The following is a 16961-nucleotide window of genomic DNA, read 5'->3' on the forward strand; positions in this document are numbered from 1 at the left end:
TTATTAAGAATTAATGTGATAAAAGTAGTGAATTATCGGTTATCATTTGATTTTTTAATAAAAGATTATCGTTTCAATCGCAGTGTTTTTAGTGAGGTATATGAGGCGATTGTTTAAATAAAATGGTAAAACAATGACCGTTAGCTGTATGAGAGTATTGTATGGTCCATTGGTGTAATTTAACAATTTCATGTACAATGGAAAGACCTAAGCCTGTTCCATTTTTCTCTTCTGTTGCTCGATTAAAGCGCAAGAAAATGCGTTCAGGATCCAAAGCATCTTCTCCTGTATTAGACAATTGAATGCCCTGAGTATCGAGTTTGAGGTGAATAGTTCCCCCTGCAGTAGAATATTTGATGGCATTAGATAACAAATTGCTGAAAAGTGATTCAATAAGCGTATAAATCCCTTTTACATTGACTGTTGCATCTAGTGTTTGTGTCAGTTGGATTTCTTTTTCAGCTGCTAATTCTTCAAAAAAGCTCCATTGAGTTGACACTAACTCTGCGAGGTTAATGCACTGAAATTGCTGAAATTGATTGTTTTCAATTTTAGCTAAAAGCAATAGATTTTTGTTTAATCGATTGAAACGCGAGGAAACATTATAGAGGGATTGTACCAAGTGCATCTGTTTTTGAGTGAGATCTGTATCTTGTAAGAGCAAATCCAATTGAGAACGAAAAACGGCTAAAGGTGTTTGCAACTCATGAGAAGCATTGTCAATAAAAACGCGTTGCTGCTTGTATACGGTTAGGTTATTTTCAATCAAATGTTGCAGATTGTTGTTTAATCGGCTAAACTCTAGTGTATGAGTGGGTTCAAAAGTAGGAATATTGCCTTTCTCTAGGTTGTAGTGCTCTATTTGATTTAAGGTTTTATAAAAGGGAGACCACAGTTTCTTAGCTAGGAATTTTTGAATTAATACAATAGATAAGAAAAAAATCAACACAACTAACCCATATTCATAAATCAAGGTATTGAGTAAATCGCCAGGTTCAACCATGGCGATTCTCGAAAGTAGGAGATAAGGTTGCTCTTCTATGCGAATAGGGGTGTATAGCGTGCGGTATCCCACTTCATAACCTTCGGCAGGATTGAAAAAAGAAATGAGCTGAGGTTTGTTTATCACGATAGAAGCATCATCAGGTACAATCATCAAATCGTAATTGTATCGATTCCAAAGGTCTATTTCTTGGGTGGTGAGTTCTTGTAGCTGATTTTGGGTGAAATCATGGGTGCGATATTCGATTAATTCATCTAAATCTTCTGCATAGCAAAATTCCATCACCCAGTAAAATAAAGGAGCACAGGCAATCAATAAGATTCCTGTGTATAATATAAAATAACGCTGATAGGTACTTAATAAACTTTTCATTCTTCCATCCATTGATAACCAATTCCGTAAATTGTTTTTATTGTACAGTCACATTGATGATCTTGTAGCTTTGCTTTTACATTTTTGATGTGAGCGTAAACAAAGTTTTGATTGTCTAACATATCTGCCATATCTCCAGATAAGTGTTCGGCAATTGCATTTTTTGAAACTACTCTTTTTTTATTGCCAATCAGAAATAAAAGTAAGGCATATTCCGATTTGGTTAACAATACTGGAATATTATTTATGGTTACTTGTTTGCTTAATAAGTTAATCGTCACATTACCTGAGGTTAACTCATTAGTGGGTGTTGACAATCGACGTCTTAATTGAGCGTGAATGCGGATGCTCAATTCAGGTAGTGCAAAAGGTTTAGCTAAATAATCGTCCGCACCTAATTCAAGCCCTTGAATTTTATCCTCTAAAGCATTGCGTGCAGAAATAATTAGAATCGAACTGTCAATCTTGAGTTTTTTAATTTCCTCCAACAATAATAGCCCATCTCCACCAGGTAAACCTAAGTCCAATAAAATACAATCGTAGGTGTATAATTTTAGTTTTTCCATGGCTTCATGGAAAGTAAAGGCCTGCTCACAGAGGTAGTTGGCTTCTAAAAACTGAACGATGTTGTGAGATAATTCACGCTCATCTTCAACGAGTAATAGCTTCATAAGAAATGAATTTGATACAAAAGTAGCCAGCAAATCTATAGAAATTTTGAATTTTAATAGACGCTTCTTTTTTTACTTAAAAAGTGAATTTTTTTTAAAATTCAAATTTTCTACAAAAAGAGTTCTTCCTTTTGTGTATACATTCTAACGAATAGAATGAATTAAATGTACAACTAAATTTAAAAGTAATTGTCGCATGAATAAAGTAAAACACATCAAAAAAACAACAACCTCTTGTTTTGATTTACTTGGTCTTACTGTCAAACGCCTTCTTGGACTTGCAGTTGGAATTGGTTTTTTACTTCGTATGGTTTTGGCTTTTCAGGTACGGGAAGATCTGAATTTACTTTATTTATTTAAATTGAGTGTATTGGGAATGATTAACGATATCAGCCTTACCTTAATTCTTTGTTTGTTTATTGGTTTACAAGTTTTAGGGGTTTCTCATATCAAATATAAAAAACCTTGGGGCTATTTTATTTTTGGCTGTTATGTAGCTCTACTTCTTTATGTGTTATTCTTTAATACTATATTTCACGAGTATGGTAACGTTGTACCAACAATTGCCCAAGGTTTTTTCTTCTATAAGGCCTTGAGTTTTGGTTTACGCCTTTTTATCCCTACAATTCGAAGCACATGGAGTTATGTGATTTATGTTGGGATTGTTTTTATTTACGCCGTTGTCCTAGTGCAGTTTGTTGCCCTTGGAGAGTATTTGTTCTGGGATGAATTCGGCGTGCGCTATAATTTTATTGCCGTTGATTATCTCATTTATACCAATGAAGTAGTTGGAAATATTGCTGAATCCTATCCTATAAAAACGATTCTTATCAGTGTGGTAGTCTTGGCAACACTCCTAACGTATTGGGTGGTACGAGGTACTAAATCTGCCTTTGCACAACCTATGGAGTCGAAACAAAGAATTAGTGCTTTATTAGGTTATAGTATAGCTGTAGTAGTTTCTATTGGAATTTTGAATTATACCACTAAGTTTCAAACGACAGATAATGTGTATTATAATGAATTACAAGCCAACGGAGGTTATAAGTTTTATCAAGCGTTTAAGAGTAGCCGATTAGACTACAATCACTTTTACGAAAAACTAGACGAAAAACAAGCACAAGCTATTGTAAATGAGATGTATAGTAGCAAAGGGATGGAGAATATACAAACGATTGTTGATACTGTATCAACAAGTAAAAAGAACATTGTATTGATTACAGTAGAAAGTTTAAGTGCTTCGTTTATGGAACGCTATGGAAATACGGATCAAATTACGCCTAATTTAGATCAATTGGCAAAAGAAAGCTTAGTGTTTGACAATCTGTTTGCTGTAGGAAATCGCACCGTAAGAGGGTTGGAAGCGGTAACGTTATCTAGACCACCTAGTGCAGGAGAAAGTTTGGTGAAACAAGACAATAATGCCGATTTGTTTTCTTTGGGTAAAGTATTGAAAAATCAGGGGTATCAAGTGCAATATTTATATGGTGGTGACAGCTATTTTGACAATATGAAAACCTTTTTTGGAGGAAATCACTATGAAATCATTGACAAAAGTGCTTTAAATCCAAGTGAGATTAGCTTTAGTAACATTTGGGGGGTATGTGATGAAGATATGTTTGCGAAAGCTTTAAAAACCTTTGATGCGAATAGTGCTAAAGGGCAACCTTTTTTTAGTCATATTATGACGGTAAGTAACCACAGACCTTATACCTATCCTGAAGGAAAAATTAATATTGCAGGAGACTCACAATCGAGAGATGGGGGGGTAAAATATACGGATTACGCTATCGGAAAATTCATCGAACAGGCCAAAACAAAATCGTGGTTTAAAGATACAGTCTTTGTTATTTTGGCAGATCACTGTGCTTCAAGTGCCGGAAAAGCTAGTTTGCCATTGGAGCGCTACCGCATTCCAGCTCTGATTTATGCACCAGGATTTATTCAACCAAAAGCAGAAAAACGCCTGGTTTCTCAAATCGACGTAATGCCGACTTTGTTGGGATTATTGCATTTCACTTATGAATCTCGTTTTTTTGGACAAGATATTTACAACAAAACATATCAGGAACGAGCTTTTTTGGCCACATATCAGAATCTCGGTTATTTAGAAAACGATATTTTAACGGTCTTATCACCCAATCGAAAAGTGGAACAGTTTAAGGTAACACTCAAAGAAGATGGGGAATACCGCATGGAAAAACAAACGCAATTGGATGAATATTTGATGAAAAGAGCGGTAGCTAATTATCAGGTAGCTAGTTATGATAAATAGAGAGAGGAAAGAGGAAAGAGGAAAGAGGAAAGAGGAAAGAGGAGAGAGGAAAGAGGAGAGAGGAGAGAGGAAAGAGGAGAGAGGTGAACGTTGTATGTTGTATGTTGAACATCCCCTAAATAAGGTTGACCGTTTTTAAACGAAAATTTACAAAAAAGCAAAAAAGCAAAAAAACGAAAAAGCAAAAGAAGAAATATTTATAAATCTTGAAAATTTACTCCTCTCCTCTCTCTTCTTTCTTCTTTCTTAACTAATATAATTCCAAATACTTGTGCTTTGATTCAAGCGATTTAATTTTTCTTTAATCTTACTGTGATTGGGTTGGTCTAAAGTAGGATCTGTTTTGAGCAATTGAATGGCTTGATGTCTAGCATAATGTAAAATTTCCTGATCTTGTACGATATCCGCAATTTTGAGAGGGAGTGTACCACTTTGTTGGGTTCCCATGATATTTCCAGGACCGCGGAGTTTTAAATCTACTTCCGAAATTTCAAAACCGTCATTGGTGCGACACATGGTTTCCATGCGTATTTTACTGTCGTTGCTCAACTTATCACCTGTCATCAAAATGCAGAAACTCTGTTCAGCACCACGGCCTACGCGACCTCTAAGCTGGTGTAACTGAGATAGACCAAAGCGTTCGGCACTTTCAATAATCATCACGGAAGCATTGGGAACATTTACCCCAACTTCAATCACTGTTGTGGCTACCATGATATTGGTTTCCCCTTTGGCAAAACGATCCATCTCTTTGTCTTTTTCAGCAGGTGTCATTTGTCCGTGAACAATACTCACGCTGTATTGAGGCAGAGGAAAATCTCGTGAAATGCCCTCGTATCCTTCCATTAAGTTCTTGTAATCTAGGGTTTCACTTTCCTCAATAAGTGGATAAACAATATAAACCTGTCTGCCTTTGGCTATTTCCTGTTTGATAAAATGCCACACGGCCAAGCGTTTTCCTTCAAAATAATGCATGGTTTGAATGGGTTTACGACCTGGAGGTAATTCATCAATTACCGAAATATCCAAATCGCCGTACAAACTCATGGCTAGAGTACGGGGAATGGGGGTCGCTGTCATCACTAAAATATGAGGAGGAATGGTGTTTTTCTTCCAAAGTTTAGAGCGTTGTTCCACTCCAAAGCGATGCTGTTCATCAATAATGGCTAATCCCAAATTTTTAAAGATAACTTTGTCTTCAAATAGGGCATGGGTACCAATGAGAATGTGTAAACTTCCATCTTCTAAATCCTGGTGAATGACTCTTCTTTCCGCTGTTTTCGTTGATCCGGTGAGTAATTTAACTTGAATGCCTAGAGGGGCTGCCAATTCAGAAATTCCGATAAAATGTTGCGTAGCTAGGATTTCTGTTGGCGCCACAATACACGCTTGAAAGCCATTGTCCAGAGCAAAGAGCGTACTGATAAAGGCGACAATCGTTTTTCCCGACCCTACATCTCCTTGTAAGAGGCGATTCATCTGAGCGGGAGCCCCTACGTCATTGCGGATTTCTTTGATCACTCTTTTTTGCGCATTCGTTAAAGGAAAGGGCAAATGATGGTTGTAAAACGCATTAAAATAGTCGCCAACTTGGGTAAAGGGAAAACCTTGAATTTTGCCTTTACGCGCAATATTCTTGATTAAAAGCTGCATTTGAATGTAAAACAACTCTTCAAATTTTAATCGAAATTGCGCTTTGTTTAACTCTTCTGGATTTTTGGGAAAATGAATGTTTATCATCGCTTGATTCATCGGCATTAAACCCAATTTAGCGCGAAAATCTTCGGGCAAGGAATCGTTAAATAAAGGATAGGTTTCTTGCACCAATTGATGCATTAACTTATTCATGGCCTTATTCGATATTCTAGCCCCAAGTTTTTCCGTAGAGGGATAGACAGCTTGCATGGTAGAAGCAATATTGTTTTTGTGCTCTTCTACGGTTTCCATCTCTGGATGCGGCATAGAATAGGTGTAGTTAAAGTGGTTTAACTTGCCGAAAATAACATAAGGCGTATTGAGTTTTAAATTTTCCTTAATCCATTTGAATCCCTGAAACCAAATAATTTCTAATTGACCCGTACCATCTGTAAAGGTAGCTACTAGTCGCTTGCCTCTTTTTTGTTCTACGGTTTTCAGGTGGATAATCTTACCCACCAATTGAACTTCAGCTAGCGTTGTTGTAAGTTCATTAATTTTGTAATAGCGCGTGCGATCAATATATCGATTGGGATATAGATGCAACAAATCACTGTATTTAAAAATACTTAACTCTTTTTTGAGTAAATCACCGCGTTGAGGTCCAACGCCTTTCAAGTATTCAATAGGGGTGTCAAGTAGATTATTATACATTTTAAATGAAAGTCAAATTAAAACCCCTAAGATACGTGTTTTTCACAGAAAAGATAAAGGAGTTTATGGGAGAAACTATAGCAATTTATCCCTTTGTTTTTTATTTTGTTTGTGTTTTTATTTTGTTAGATTTAACAAAAAATACCAAAGATGAAATACCTCTGTTTACTTGTGTTCTTATTGATGTTAACTTCTTGTGCCACCGTGCTCAATGAAAACCATCAATCGGTTTATTTTTATACGAGTAAAAATGTTGAGCACATTAAACTCAAAGATTCTGTTTACGAATTACCCGTCCGAATTAATGTACCCCGAGCTAAAGAAGAGTTGAAAGTCGTTGTAGTTACAGATTCGACAGATTTAAACTATACAATTCAATCGGAATTAAGCGATCGGTTTCGCTACTTAAATCTAATAGGTGTCTTTTTTGCACCTGTAAATTACGCTGTAGATTTAACAAATAATAGACGTTTTGAGTATCCTAAAATGGTGTATTTAGATCCCATGAAGGCGGATGGAGTGCTACAAGATAGTAGCATCAAAATTGCGGACTTTAGTAGAAATCGCAAGTATTCTAGTTATGAACCCGATACGCAAAAGGGTGATATTTACTTTTATTTGACTATTTCACCTTTTAGTTATCTCAATGTGGAATTGCCTGAGGCCAATAGAAAGAACGAGGGAGTAGGTACGGGATTTGGAGAGGTAGGATTTTCGTATTATTACACCAATAGAAACTATCTAAGTGTTGGTGCTGGGGCGAATACAACGATGATTATTTTTCCGCTTTATGAAAATAATGTATATGCTTATACGATCAAACTAGCGAATTTTCATCAGTTTAATCGCTTAAATGTTGGTTATGGGGTGTTTTGGGGACGCAATGAAAATAAAGAATACGATTATGATAAAAATGAAATTGTAGAGGATCCAACAATAGAAAGCAGTCACAGTACAGTAGGGTTAGTCGCTGCTGTTCATTTTGAAGTGGCAAGGAATTTTCACGTCGGATTTAGTTATAAACCCTCTTTATATCGCATCAGTTCACCTAAAAAAAGCATAAATAATCACTTGCTTAGCGTAGAATTAACGTATAAGTTGCGTTTGCGCAATAAAAAAAACTAAGGGTTCTGTATTTTAACTTCACATGAAGTTAACGGTTCCGTTTGGCATATTTGGGTTATTTTGCGTATTTTAGAAGGATACTTAACGTAGGTTAAGCGAAGAGGTGAAAAAAGGGATGTACTTTTACCTTATAGAAAAATAAACGTATAAAAACCAAGTAGATTATGTCAAATGTAGATTTAGTTATTGAAGAAAGAGCGGCGAGTATTGGTAATTTCCTCGTAGGAAGATTGCTGCCTTTCCGCCAAAAGAGAACCGTAGGTCCTTTTGCTTTTATTGATCATATGGGACCAGCAGCGGTAAAAGATCACGATAATTTAGATGTTGATCCCCATCCTCATATTGGTTTATCCACGTTGACTTATTTGTTTGAAGGTTCTATTATGCACCGCGATAGTTTGGGCAGTCATGTTGAAATTACACCAGGTGCGGTAAATTGGATGACTGCAGGACGTGGAGTAGTTCACTCGGAACGCATGCCTGTCAATATCCGCCAAGAGAAACCAGATACAGTCTTGCATGGTTTGCAAATATGGATTGCATTGCCCAAAGAATTAGAAGAAACTGAACCGTCATTTGTGCATATTGAAGCAAGTGAATTGCCAAGTTGGCAAGAAAACGGGGTGGAATATAAATTAATTGCAGGAAAGGCACTAGGTCACGAATCTCCTGTTCCTGTTCACAGTCCCTTATACTATATCGAAATTAAATCCAAAGAAGCAGCGAAAATCAATATCGGTGCAGGTTTATTTGGAGAAGCTGCGATGTATATTCTCGAAGGAGAAGTAAAAAGCGGAGAACATACGTATGGAAATAAGAATATCTTGATTTCAAACGATAGTACACTTTGTGAATTTGAGATGGCTCCTAATACAACCGTTTATATTTTTGGAGGAGATGCTCTACCAGAAGAGCGTTACATTCTTTGGAACTTTGTTTCTCATGATGTAGAGCGCCTAGAAAAAGCAAAACAAGATTGGATTGATCAAAATTATGAGGCATTTCCCCTAATTGAAGGAGATGATACAAGTTATGTACCTTTTCCAGAAGGAATGAAGAATTTTAGAAATAAGACGAGTTAAATCACCAGTAAAAAGCATGGAAGTAAAAGTAACAGCCACTTTAGGCAATACCTTATATCAAACAGAAGTAAAAGCAGGGAAAAACAGCATCATCAGCGATGAGCCAACTGATTTAGGTGGAGGAGATACGGGATTAAATCCGTTTGAATTATTGGCTTCGGCCTTGGCGACTTGTACGGCTGCCACGTTGCGTATGTACTTAAATATGAAGAAATGGGAGGTGGATGAAATTGTGGTACAGGTAGAAATGGAAGACGATAAGCCCAATCAAGTAGCAAACTTCAAACGAGAAGTACAATTTGTTGGCGGTACACTAGATGAAGCTCAAAAGAAGCGATTGCTAACAATTGCTGAAAAGTGCCCAGTACACCGAATTATTACAGGAAATGTAAACATTGAAACAACCATACAAAACTAAAATAGAATGGAAATAAAACACGAACAAACCGAAAGTAAAGGTGCTTTTTCTGCTTGGATTGACGGAGTAAAAGCAGGAGAGATGACATATAGTGTGGCGGGAACCTCCATGATTATTGTCGATTCTACGCACGTAGATGAAGCGTTTAAAGGACAGGGCATTGGAGTGAAACTCTTAAATAGAGGAGTGGTGCCTTTTGCGAAAGAAAAAAAGGTGAAGATTATGCCTTTGTGTCCTTTTGTAAAAGCTCAGTTTGACCGTCATCCAGAATTGGCGGATATGAGAGCGTAAAGAAAGAAATAGTATAGTAATAATTGAAAGAAAAGCTTAGTGGGCAAAAAAGGAGGTAAGGCCTTCCTTTGTCTGCTAAGTTTTTTTACCTTTGTGCCTACGTTTAACTGCTAATAATATTGCTTTATGAATGAACAAACATCATTTGGATTAATCTCAACAGTAGAAGTACCCTTTGCTATTCAAGCGATGGGAAGTTGTTGGGCTAAAAAGGGATTATTAGTAGCAAATTACGTCTTTACAGATGCAGAAGATCCAACCGCTTTTGAATTGGTCTATACGCTGATTGATGAAGAAGGAGGAAAAAGAGAGATTGTAGAGTCAGAAGGGATTTTACCTACCTTGTTTCTTAATCCCTTAGCGACAAATTTTGTCGCTGTTGTGGGAGATAAGGATGAGAGTGAATCTCGACAAATCCTGCCTGTTTTCAAACGCAACATAGGAGAACAGTTTACCTTTGACAAGGATTTAGCTGGGCGTTTTGTCGGTTGTACAAAGGCATCTACCATTTTTTATGAAGTGGATATTTGGAAAGAAAGCAAACAGGATATTATGACTTGTTTGGCCTTTCACGAAAATGATATTTTAGGCTGTAAGCAAATCACCGTACCCATGCCAAAAGGCAATAAGGTATGTGTGCAAAATGGAGAAATTCACCTCATTACAGAAGTAGAATCTGGGTGGTTACACCGTCAAATTAACGAAAGTGGCCAAGAAATCCGAAGCCGAGTGTTGGATTTCGATTTTCCTTTTGTACATGAAGCATTGAGTCTTTCTTTTGATAAGAAATCGTATTTATTATGTGAGGAAAATGGAGAAATTGGCTTAGTAGAAATCGATGAAGAAGGCAATTGTTTATACGCAGAATTGTACAATCTAGGCGATGAATTTTTTGGAACTTGGCATCCTCAACATTTGAATGAGGAAACTAGTGCTGTTCAATTTACCACAGAACACGGCAATGGCTGGTTAGTGGTTCGCCATGATAGTTTGGTAGAATTGGTGTACAATAAAAATAAAAGTGGGTACAAAAACTTGCTTTCTCAAGAGGTGTTAAACCTCGATACGAATGATTTGGCTGTTTCTTCTATTAGCCCAATCTCAGATACTAAAATTGGAATTGTATTTCATCCTCGTAAACCACGCAAAGAAAAGTACCAAAAGGTGTACGTGTTGCAACATGGGATTTAGTTAACGGTGAACAGTTGACGGTTTGTGCTTTGTGAGGTTGGTTGTTGTTCGTTGTTGGTTGATTGTTGTTAGTTGATTGTTGTTAGTTGTTTGTTGTTTGTTGTTTGTTGATTGTTGATTGTTGAAATCTGAACATCCCTAAATATGGTTGACTGTTTTTTAAATAATAACTTCATTAGTAAAGAAAGTAATAAAGGGTAAAAGGGAGACTTTTTGCCCTTGTTTTTTGTATTAGTAGAGGATAAGTCTATAGTGATTCCATTAATAGAGTTGTTTTCAATAGACGCACTATGGTTATAGTATGAAAGGATTATAGAGGCAAAGCCTTGATGGGTTGTGTTTGTACTGCGATAGGTAGGAGAGAGACACCACCTTATCGTCTCATCGTCTCATTTCCTCATCAACCCCCAACAATCAACTCCCTCATAAAAAACAGTTAACTTTTCTGTTTTTCTTCTCAATTCCGCTACTTTTGGGAATTCGAGTAAAAAGAAAGACAAAATAAAGTATGAGTATAAGTTTAGCTACGTGGAACGTAGATCCAGAGATTTTTAGAATAGGGGATTTTGCTGTTCGCTATTACGGTGTATTATTTGCTGTTGGCATGATTTTGAGTTATCAATTCATGAAGCAAATTTTTAAGCGAGAGCAAATTGCTATTCAATATTTGGATAAACTGTTAATCTATATTGTTGTAGGAACAGTTGTAGGTGCTCGATTAGGGCACTGTTTATTCTACGATTTTGCTTATTATTCTCAACATCCCTTAGAAATCATCTTGCCTATTGCAAAAGTAGACGGTAGTTACCACTTCGTTGGCTTTATGGGCTTGGCGAGTCACGGCGGGGCTATTGGAGTGTTGTTGAGTTTAGCTTTATTTTGCAAGCGATATAAAACCAATTTATTGCAACTCTTAGATCGCTTGGTTATTGCGATTCCAATTACGGGAGCATTCATCCGTTTTGGAAACTTCATGAATTCAGAAATTTACGGAAAACCAACAGATTCTATCTTTGGTATCATCTTCCAACGCGATGATTTGATTCCAAGACATCCTACTCAATTGTATGAAGCATTTGCTTATTTAGCAGTAACGGTTATTCTATATGTTTTATATCAAAAGAAATACAGCGGTTACAAAGGTTTGCTCTTCGGACTTTTCTTGATTTTTATGTTTACGGCTCGATTTATCTTGGAGTATTTCAAAGAAAATCAAGTTGCTTTTGAAAATGAGATGGTCTTGAATATGGGACAAATTTTGAGTATTCCCTTTATGATTGTTGGATTGCTCTTGGTTATCTGGAGTCTGAAAAGACCTAAAGTAGATACTCCTTTGCGTATTGTTGACGCTAAAGCAGTACAGAATAACGAGAAAGATTCAATTGAAGAACCAAAAGATGCTGAATCAAGCAATGAAAGCGATAAAATAAACGACTAACTGAAAATATAGTCAAATATAAATCAAACCTTCTAAACAAAATTTAGAAGGTTTTTTGTTTTGTTGAACTTAATGTAGGTTAAGCCTTGGATCCGTTTAGAAGTTGTAATTTTATAGTGTACTAAAAAGCAAGAAGTTATGGAAATAGGAATCAGTATGTTTGGAGATTTGCGTTTGAATAAACAGACGAATACCTATCAATCTCCCCAACAACGTTTAGGAGAATTGATGGAAGAAATCAAACTAATGGATCAAGTTGGATTAGATGTGTTTGGAATAGGAGAGCATCACCGTCCTGATTATGCAGTGTCAACGCCAGATATTATTTTGGCTGCTGCAGCAAGTGTAACAGAAAAAATCAAATTGACAAGTGCTGTTACGGTTTTGAGTTCCAATGATCCTGTTCGCGTATATCAGTCATTTTCAACGATTGATTTACTGTCTAAAGGAAGAGCAGAGATTACGGTTGGACGCGGTAGTTTTATCGAATCATTTCCTTTATTTGGTTATAATTTAGAGGATTATAGTGAGTTATTTACAGAGAAATTAAATCTCTTATTGAATATTAATGCGACGGAAGAACCTTTAACTTGGACGGGAAAACACCGTGCTTCTTTAAAAGCACAGCAAGTGTTTCCGCGTGCAGAAAAGCCGTTGGATGTTTGGATTGCAGCAGGAGGAACGCCAGAATCGGTGTTGCGTGCCGCTAAATTGGGATTGCCTTTGGTTTTTGCCATCATAGGGGGTATGCCAGAGCAGTACAAACCTTTCTTTGATTATTATAAGGCAGAGTATTTAGCAGCGGGACATGATCCGAAGTTGATGCAAATTGCTACGCATTCACATGGTTTACTTGGAGTTGATGGTGCTCAATTGTCTAAAGAATACTTTGATTTATACAAAGGGCAAATGGATCGTATCGGTGCATCAAGAGGATGGCAGCCCTATACGTATGAGCAATATGAAGGAGGAAGAAGTAGAGATGGCGCTTTGTTTATTGGAGATGCCAACCAAGTAATAGATAAAATTTTGTACCACCAAGAAATGTTTGGGTTAACCCGTTGGTTAATGCATATGGATTTAGGTGCACCTGATCATCAAACGATGATGAAATCCATTGAATTGTTAGGTACGAAAGTAGCTCCTGCCGTAAAAAAAGCATTACAGCAATAAGAAATCCCCACGAAATAGTTACATTTGTTTTTTATAGATTTTTGGTTTAAAGAGATTGGTTAATTCCAATCTCTTTTTTCTTTTTGTCATTTAAATTAGGATGTAATGGTATATATAGAAACAGATCGTTTACTGTTAAGACAGTATAAACAAACAGATTTAGATGATTTTATTCGCTTGAATAGCGATCCAGAAGTCATGCGTTATTTTTTGAATACAAAAACGGCAGCAGAATCGGAGGAAATGATGCTCAAACTACAAGATAATCTTGAAGCAAATGGATATGGAGTCTTTGCGGTAGAAGAGAAGGCAACGCAAAAGTTTATTGGATTTATTGGGTTCAACCGATTTGAGTTTGATGTTGATTTTGCTCCAGCAATGGAAATCCTTTGGCGTTTATTACCTGAATTTTGGAATAAAGGGTATGCTTCAGAAGGGGCAAAGGCTTGTTTGCACTTTGCTGAAGACAGGTTGAACTTAGAACGAGTGTATGCTTTTACCACATTACCCAATAAAGCGTCGGAGCAAGTGATGATTAAGAATGGGATGACCTATGTAAAAAATTTCAATCATCCACTCGTTCCTTTGGATCATCCACTTTTAGAACATAAACTCTATGTAAAAGAATACAGATAATACCATAAAAAAAAGAGCACGTTAAGTGCTCTTTTTTAGTATTAAAATTGAAATTAAGCTTTCGTTTTTGAAATTTCTTTCACCAAGATGTAGCGAACAGAAGGCGCATCAGCAGGAGGGTTTGGAACATCTTCTCTGCGTACTTCTAACTTGTAATTGTATCCTTCTTCGTATTCAAAACCTTGGATAGAGCTGTATAATAACGTCCATTCTCCATCTTCTGTTTCTTTTACCTGTAGACATTTCATTGGTCCAACGCCTGTACAATCTACTTTTTTAGGTCCAATAAACATCGTTACAATGTCTTGTGTTTCTGCAGTTTCTGGAGTAGCTGTTTTGTCTAGTGTTTCTTCTACACTAACTTCTTCTACCGTTCCTTCTTTTTGATTTTTGTTTCCGCAACTTGCAAAAGCAAACATACCTACTAAACTAGCAATTAAAAGTGTTTTTTTCATGAGAATAAATTTTGATAGTAAAATTACGGATAATAATTAAGAAAAATTAGATTTTTTGGTTAATTGTATGGTAAAAGTGTTTGTTTTTATTTTTATGTAGTGATGTTTTTTTGTTTGAAGGTTTGTCTTATTTCGAGGTGTTTAGGTTGTAAATCGCGAACGGTCAACGGTCAACAACTATCCATTGTCAAAAAGTATTTTACCTACTAAAATGTTAGTTTTATTGCTTATATTTGCGTTTATTTTAAAACTAAAACCGTATTAAAATCTAGATAATGAGTTTAGACGAAAAATTTCATGACGATATGGGAGATAACCACATTGCTTCTAGCGATGCGACTCCATTAAGAAGTGATGCGTTTGATCGCACAGACGAAGAAAAGATAGAATTGATTAAGAAAGACGTTGAGAATATTTTAAACACACTGGGGTTAGATTTAACTGATGACAGCTTAAAGGGAACGCCAAATCGTGTAGCTAAAATGTTTGTAAAGGAAATTTTTGGAGGATTAAATCCTGCGAAAAAACCAAGTTCTTCAACTTTTGACAATAAATACAAGTACAACGAAATGTTAGTAGAAAAAAACATCGTGGTTTATTCTACTTGTGAGCATCACTTATTGCCAATCGTCGGACGTGCACACGTGGCTTATATCTCAAATGGTACGGTAGTGGGATTATCTAAAATGAACCGTATTGTTGATTTTTACGCAAAAAGACCGCAAGTACAAGAGCGTTTAACAATTCAAATTGTCAATGAATTAAAACGCGTATTGAATACTGAAGATGTAGCTTGTGTTATGGATGCAAAGCATTTATGTGTAAACTCACGCGGAATTAAAGACATCGAAAGTAGTACAGTTACGGCTGAATTCGGTGGGCGTTTTAAAGAAGAAAGCGTAAGAAAAGAATTTTTAGATTATATTAAATTGGATACACAATTCTAATTTACAATTTATTAAAATAGAACTATGGCATTATATCAAGAACAACAATTAAAAGTTTACAATTCTCTTTCGGGAGAAAAAGAAGTTTTCGTACCTATTCACACGGGTAAAGTAGGAATGTATGTTTGTGGACCTACGGTTTACAACTATGTGCATTTGGGAAACTGTAGAACTTTTATTTCTTTTGACTTGGTATTCCGCTATTTGAAACACTTGGGGTATCAAGTGCGCTATGTGCGTAATATTACTGACGTAGGGCATATCGTTGACGATGCGGATGAAGGAGAGGACAAAATTGCCAAACGCGCGCGTATGGAGCAAATTGAACCGATGGAAATCGTGCAAAAATACACGGTTAACTTCCACAATATCCTGAAACAATTCAACAACCTACCTCCGAGTATTGAACCTACAGCCACAGGGCATATCATTGAACAAATTGCTATTATTCAAGGAATTATTGACAATGGTTTTGCTTATGAGGTAAATGGATCGGTTTACTTTGATGTAGAAAAATACAACCAGGAGCATCACTACGGAATTTTAAGTGGACGCAAAATTGAGGACTTACTGTCGAATACTAGAGATTTAGACGGTCAGTCGGATAAGCGCAATCCATTGGACTTTGCTCTTTGGAAAAATGCTGAACCACAACATATTATGCGTTGGCCTTCACCATGGGGAGATGGATTCCCAGGATGGCATTTGGAGTGTACAGCCATGAGTACGAAATACTTGGGAAATCACTTCGACATTCACGGAGGAGGAATGGATTTAAAATTCCCTCACCACGAATGTGAAATTGCACAAAACGAAGCTTGTACAGGAAATACACCTGTAAACTTCTGGATGCACGCGAATATGTTGACCTTAAACGGCAAGAAAATGGCCAAATCAACAGGGAATAATATCTTACCTAGTGAGTTGTTCTCGGGAGAGAATGCGGTTTTGAGTAAGGCATTTGCTCCTGCAGTGGTTCGTTTCTTTATGTTGCAAGCACACTACAGAAGTGTGTTGGATTTCTCTGATGAGGCTATTTTAGCTTCTGAACGCGGATTCAATCGCTTGATGGAGGCGATTAAACACATGGGAGAATTGCCAACTGCGGCTCAATCTACTGTAGATATCCAAAACTGGAGAAAACAGTGTTATGATGCAATGAATGACGACTTCAACAGTCCAATTCTAATTTCTCACTTATTTGAAGGGGTTCGATTAGTCAACGTTATCAAAGAAGGAAAAGAAAAAATCACAGCAGAAGATTTAACTTTGTTTATTTCGTTAATGCACGCGTTTGTATTTGATGTGCTAGGATTGGAATCAACGAATATGATGGCAGCAAACAACGACAAATTAGAAGGCGTTGTAAGCATGTTAATTCAAATGAGAAATGAAGCTCGTGCAAATAAAGATTTTGCTATGTCCGATCACATTCGCGATGAACTAGCGAAGTTAGATATTCAATTAAAAGACGGCAAAGAAGGTACATCCTTTTCTTTATAACCACATAAAAGCTATAGGATTTATTCTATAGC

15 protein-coding genes are annotated in these 16961 nt (G+C 36.5%); 11 read left to right on the top strand and 4 right to left on the bottom strand.

Translation table 11 applies throughout. From position 1 onward, the window contains the following. Positions 1–88: 88 nt before the first annotated feature. The gene (porY, locus tag HX004_RS06955; RefSeq protein ID WP_286441634.1) at positions 89–1375 is read right to left on the bottom strand and encodes a sensor histidine kinase; all 1287 of its coding nucleotides are present in this window, start codon (positions 1373–1375) and stop codon (positions 89–91) included. After that, on the bottom strand, positions 1372–2046 hold the full coding sequence (locus HX004_RS06960; RefSeq protein ID WP_286441635.1) for a response regulator transcription factor: 675 nt from the start codon (positions 2044–2046) through the stop codon (positions 1372–1374). Before HX004_RS06960 ends, porY begins: the two co-directional genes overlap by 4 nt. Positions 2047–2242: 196 nt before the next feature. Here HX004_RS06960 and HX004_RS06965 point away from each other — a divergent pair, with 196 nt between their 5' ends. Beyond that, positions 2243–4321, top strand: a complete 2079-nt coding sequence (locus HX004_RS06965) for an LTA synthase family protein (RefSeq protein WP_286441637.1) — start codon at positions 2243–2245, stop codon at positions 4319–4321. A 246-nt stretch (positions 4322–4567) separates the two neighbouring features. On the opposite strand, the gene recG is transcribed toward HX004_RS06965, so the two are convergent. Further along, on the bottom strand, positions 4568–6670 hold the full coding sequence (gene recG / locus HX004_RS06970) for an ATP-dependent DNA helicase RecG (RefSeq protein ID WP_286441639.1): 2103 nt from the start codon (positions 6668–6670) through the stop codon (positions 4568–4570). Positions 6671–6820: 150 nt separating this feature from the next. On the opposite strand from recG, the gene HX004_RS06975 reads away from it, so the two are divergent. From HX004_RS06975 to HX004_RS07010, 8 genes are all read left to right on the top strand, one after another. Beyond that, complete coding sequence (locus tag HX004_RS06975) at positions 6821–7795, top strand: hypothetical protein (protein WP_286441640.1); 975 nt, start codon at positions 6821–6823, stop codon at positions 7793–7795. Positions 7796–7959: 164 nt separating this feature from the next. Next, on the top strand, positions 7960–8877 hold the full coding sequence (locus HX004_RS06980) for a pirin family protein (protein ID WP_286441642.1): 918 nt from the start codon (positions 7960–7962) through the stop codon (positions 8875–8877). A gap of 16 nt (positions 8878–8893) precedes the next feature. Next, entirely contained in the window at positions 8894–9295 is a 402-nt protein-coding gene (locus tag HX004_RS06985) for an OsmC family protein (protein ID WP_286441643.1), read from the top strand. A 6-nt stretch (positions 9296–9301) separates the two neighbouring features. Next, positions 9302–9586, top strand: a complete 285-nt coding sequence (locus HX004_RS06990; protein ID WP_286441645.1) for a GNAT family N-acetyltransferase — start codon at positions 9302–9304, stop codon at positions 9584–9586. A 126-nt stretch (positions 9587–9712) separates the two neighbouring features. Then, complete coding sequence (locus HX004_RS06995; protein ID WP_286441647.1) at positions 9713–10777, top strand: hypothetical protein; 1065 nt, start codon at positions 9713–9715, stop codon at positions 10775–10777. 508 nt (positions 10778–11285) lie between these two features. Then, positions 11286–12215: a prolipoprotein diacylglyceryl transferase gene (gene lgt / locus HX004_RS07000; protein ID WP_286441648.1), complete on the top strand. Its 930-nt coding sequence runs from the start codon at positions 11286–11288 to the stop codon at positions 12213–12215. Between the two features lie 138 nt (positions 12216–12353). Next, on the top strand, positions 12354–13388 hold the full coding sequence (locus tag HX004_RS07005; RefSeq protein ID WP_286441649.1) for an LLM class flavin-dependent oxidoreductase: 1035 nt from the start codon (positions 12354–12356) through the stop codon (positions 13386–13388). 105 nt (positions 13389–13493) lie between these two features. Beyond that, on the top strand, positions 13494–14024 hold the full coding sequence (locus HX004_RS07010) for a GNAT family N-acetyltransferase (RefSeq protein WP_286441651.1): 531 nt from the start codon (positions 13494–13496) through the stop codon (positions 14022–14024). A gap of 53 nt (positions 14025–14077) precedes the next feature. Here the strand turns inward: HX004_RS07010 and HX004_RS07015 are convergent, their stop codons facing one another. After that, positions 14078–14479, bottom strand: coding sequence for a DUF4377 domain-containing protein (locus HX004_RS07015; RefSeq protein WP_286441652.1), 402 nt, complete (start codon positions 14477–14479; stop codon positions 14078–14080). A gap of 275 nt (positions 14480–14754) precedes the next feature. Here HX004_RS07015 and folE point away from each other — a divergent pair, with 275 nt between their 5' ends. Both folE and cysS read left to right on the top strand, forming a co-directional pair. Beyond that, positions 14755–15426 (top strand): GTP cyclohydrolase I FolE, encoded by a 672-nt coding sequence (folE, locus tag HX004_RS07020; protein ID WP_002985547.1) that lies wholly within the window; start codon positions 14755–14757, stop codon positions 15424–15426. A 24-nt stretch (positions 15427–15450) separates the two neighbouring features. Beyond that, a complete protein-coding gene (gene cysS / locus HX004_RS07025) occupies positions 15451–16929 on the top strand; it encodes a cysteine--tRNA ligase (RefSeq protein ID WP_286441654.1) in 1479 nt (492 codons plus the stop codon). Positions 16930–16961: the final 32 nt, after the last annotated feature.

The organism is Myroides sp. 1354 (assembly GCF_030324495.1).
Classification (GTDB): domain Bacteria; phylum Bacteroidota; class Bacteroidia; order Flavobacteriales; family Flavobacteriaceae; genus Flavobacterium.